Genomic DNA, 3,722 nt, shown 5'->3' with positions numbered 1-3,722 from the left:
GGTGCAGTCCCGCCACGAGCTTGGCGAGTGTCGTCTTGCCCGCGCCGCTCGTCCCGACGAGCGCCACGCGTTCCCCGGGCCGCACCTCCAGGTCCACGCCGTGCAGCACGGGCCGCCCCGGCACGTACGCGTGCGAGACGCCCGAGAGCAGCACCCCGGGCGGACCGGCCGCGGGCGCGGCCCCCTCCGCCGGGCCCTCCTCCTGTGCCCGTACGTCGACCACGCCGACGAGGCGCGCGAGCCCCGCCGTCGCCGACTGCGCGTCGTCGAGGAGCACGAGCGCCGTGTTGACCGGCGTGAACAGACTGTGGAAGTACAGCGCGGCGGCCGTCGCCGTACCGACCGACACCGCGTCCTCGCGCACGAGGAGGAACCCGGTCAGGAGCACGGCCGCGAGGCCCAGGTACTCGGCGACGTGCAGCCGCCCGTAGAACCGCAGCACGAGCCGCACCCCGCGCATCGTCAGGTCCACGGCGGCACGCGAGCGCTCCGTGACCCGCCGGTCGTGCTCCGCCTGGAGCCCGTACGCGCGCACCGTGCGCGCCCCGCCGATCGTGTCGAGCAACTGCTGCTGCTGGGAACCGGTCACGATCCGCTCGCGCGCGTACAGCGGCACCGCGTGGCGCACGTACCAGCGCGCCGTCCACGCCTGCACCGGGACGGCGAGGAGCGCGGCCACCAGGAACCGCCAGTCGAGGAGCGCGAGCGCGCCCAGCGTCAGCACGATCGAGAGCCCCGACCTGGCCAGCTCGGGCAGCGCGGTGCGCACCGCCTCGGCGACGCGCGACACGTCCCGCGTCACGCGCGCGCTCAGGTCGCCGGAGCCGGCCCGCTCCACACGGTCCAGGGGCAGCGACAGCGCCCGTTCCACGAAGAGTTCGCGCAGCCGGGCGAGCGCCGTCTCGCCGAGGCGCGAGACGAGCGCCATGCCCCACGCCGTCGAGACGCCCTGGACGAGCGCGATCCCGGCGAGCGCGAGCACGGGCCAGGTCAGCGCGCCGGGGGAGCGGTGCTGCGTCACGAGGTCCACGATCCGCCCGAGGAGCGGCTGCGTGAGCAGCCCCACCGCCGTGGCGAGGACGAGCACGGCGAAGCCCGCGCCCGCCAGTACCCGGTGCGGGCGCAGGAGTTCGCGCACGGCCGCGCGGGTACGCGCGGGCGTCGCGGTGGGGAGGAGGTCGCGCCCCTCGGTGGCCTCGGTCGTCATGCCCACACCGTCCCGCGATACGTCTCGTGGGTCCGCGCGAGCTCGTCGTGCGTCCCTTCCGCCCCGACCCGGCCGCCGTCCAGGAACACCACGTGGTCCGTCACGGCGAGCAGCGCCGGGCTGTTGGTCACGACGACCGTCGTCCGGCCCCGCCGGAACTCCCCGAGCCCGCGCGCGATCCGGGCCTCCGTCGCCGCGTCCACGGCCGTCGTCGGCTCGTGCACGACGAGGACGCGCGGCGCGGCCCGCAGGGCCCGCGCGAGCAGCACGCGCTGGCGCTGCCCGCCGGAGAGCGAGCGACCGCCCTCGCCGACGTCGGTGCCCGTGCCGTACGGGAGCGCCCGCGCGACCTCGTCCGCGTCGGCCGCCGCCAGGGCGGCCCGCGTCGCCGTCTCGTCCCCGTCCTCGTCCCGCGCGACGACGTTCGCGGCCAGGGACCCCTCGAAGAGCGCGGCGTCGTGCCGTGCGACGAGCACCGCCCCGCGCAGCGCGTCCGGGGCGAGCCGGGTCAGCGGCACCCCGTCCAGCTCGACCGCGCCCGCCTCCGGATCGGCCTCGCGCCCCAGGCAGTCCAGCAGGGCCTCGGCGAGCGCCGGATCGCTCACCGCGATCCCGGTCAGCCGCCCGGCGGGCACCCGCAGGTCCACCCCGTCCAGCCCCCGCAGCCGCACGCCGCGCAGCAGCAACTCGCCCTCGCCGTCCGCCGGTACGCGCTCCTCGCCGCCCGCGACGGCGGGTCCGGCGCCGAGGACCTTCGCGATGCGGGCCGCCGAGGCCCGGCCCTGCGCCAGCTCGGCGTTGACCCAGGCGAAGGTCTCCAGGGGGCCCACGAGGAACAGCGCGAGCCCCACCGCCGACACGAGCTGCCCGAGACTGAGCGAGCCGTCGAGCGCGAGGCGCCCGCCCACCCAGGCGATGAGCGCGAGGAAGCACCCGGTGAGCGCGAGGACGAGCCCCGACTGCCAGGACTCGGCGCGCGCGGCACGCAGCGTCGCCAGCAGCGAGGTACGGCTGGTGCGGCGGTAGCGCTCCACGGCGGCGTCCTGCGCGCCGAGCCCGCGCAGCACCCGCAGCCCGGAGACGAGGTCGGCCGCGACGCCAGCCGCGCCCGCCGCCCGGTCCTGCTCGGCCTCGCTGCGCCGCTCCAGGGGCTTGCTGAGCAGGTGGCCCGTCCAGAGCAGTACGGGCGTGCCCAGCAGGACGACGAGCCCGAGCGGAACGGAGGTGAGGAGCAGCGCGACGGCGCTCACGATGATCCCGGCGAAAGCCCAGATGCCGTTCATGAGCGCCATGGTGACGGCGCCGACGCGCTTCGCGTCCTCGGTCGCCACGTTCGCCAGCTCGCCGGAGAGCCGGTCGCCCCCGGCGCCGCCGCGCGCGTCGAGCACCCGGCGCACGACCGCGAGCCGCAGGACGTGCCCGGCCTCCTCGGCGGCCTGTTCCCCGGCGAGCGCGCCGAGCCGGAAGCTCCACGACAGGCACACGTACACGACGGCGAGCACCGCGAGCCAGAGCACGAGCCGTCCGCCGTCGCGTCCCGCCACCGCCTGGTCGATGACGACGCCGATGAGCACCGGCGTCATCGCCTCGCCGAGCTGGTGGAGACAGCCGAGGACGGCGGCGGCGGAGACCCGGCGCCCCTGTCCCCTGACGGCGCTCCTCAGGACGTCCCGCCCCGACACTGCCTCTGCTCCCACCGCTGACCCTCCGAAGACGGTTTAACTTAGGGAAGCCTATTCTAAGTTTGAGGGGTGCGGGTATCCGGGGCCGGGAACACCGGCGGTACGGGCCCCGCCGGTCCCGTACCGGCCCGCCCCGGCCGCTCGCGGGCGATCCCTCCTTCTGTACGCCTTCTGTACGCGGCGGCCCCCGCCCCCCGGCCCCGCACGTCTCGGGGGCGCGGCAGGGGTCAGAGCCGGCCTCCTCGTCCCTCCAGTGCCGGGGCGGGCGCCTCATGCACCGTGGTCTCGGCGGCGTCGAGCATCGCGGGCAGGTCGTCCATCCAGGCGAGTACGGCCTCCTCGTAGCGCTGGCCGAAGGCGAGGGTGGCGCGCAGGTGGGCGTCGCCCTCGGGCAGGGCGAGGCGTGTGCGGTAGTCGTCGCGGCGCTCCTGGTGGATGACGCGGTGGCCCTCGACGAAGCCCATCAGCGTCCCCTTGTCGAGATGGCCGCCGAAGACGATGGAGAGGAGCAGCGGGTAACGGATCTGTTCCGTGCCCGGCGGCTGGACGATCCACTGGGCGAACGCCTCGCGGCCCGCGTCCGTGAGCTGGTAGCGGACGCGCGTACGGGGACCCGCGTCGCCGCCGGTGATGAGCCCGCGATGCGCCAGAGCGGTCAGCTCGCGGTACACCTGGCTGCGCGTCAGCGTCCAGAAGGCGCCGACGGCCTTCTCGGCGACGGCCAGCAGCTCGTAACCGCTTGCCTCGCCGCCGTGCAGCAGGCCGAGGATCGTGGCGGCGGTGGAGTTGAGGTTGTGCATTCCGGGTCTCCCTTGACACTCCTCAGTGGACGG

Annotated in this window: 3 protein-coding genes; all 3 read right to left on the bottom strand. The window is 75.8% G+C overall.

Annotated features, from left to right (window positions below; all coding sequences use genetic code 11):
• Positions 1–1,207 (bottom strand): ABC transporter transmembrane domain-containing protein (locus SSBG_RS04780; protein WP_008745087.1); only part of this gene is annotated, 1,207 nt, incomplete at its 3' end.
• Complete coding sequence (locus SSBG_RS04775) at positions 1,204–2,904, bottom strand: ABC transporter ATP-binding protein (protein WP_199781339.1); 1,701 nt, start codon at positions 2,902–2,904, stop codon at positions 1,204–1,206. The genes SSBG_RS04775 and SSBG_RS04780, both read right to left, overlap by 4 nt.
• 212 nt (positions 2,905–3,116) lie before the next feature.
• Positions 3,117–3,689: a PadR family transcriptional regulator gene (locus tag SSBG_RS04770; RefSeq protein WP_008745085.1), complete on the bottom strand. Its 573-nt coding sequence runs from the start codon at positions 3,687–3,689 to the stop codon at positions 3,117–3,119.
• Positions 3,690–3,722 lie beyond the last annotated feature (33 nt).

It is taken from the genome of Streptomyces sp. SPB074 (assembly GCF_000154905.1).
GTDB lineage: Bacteria > Actinomycetota > Actinomycetes > Streptomycetales > Streptomycetaceae > Streptomyces.
This window is presented reverse-complemented; position numbering and strand designations above follow the sequence as displayed.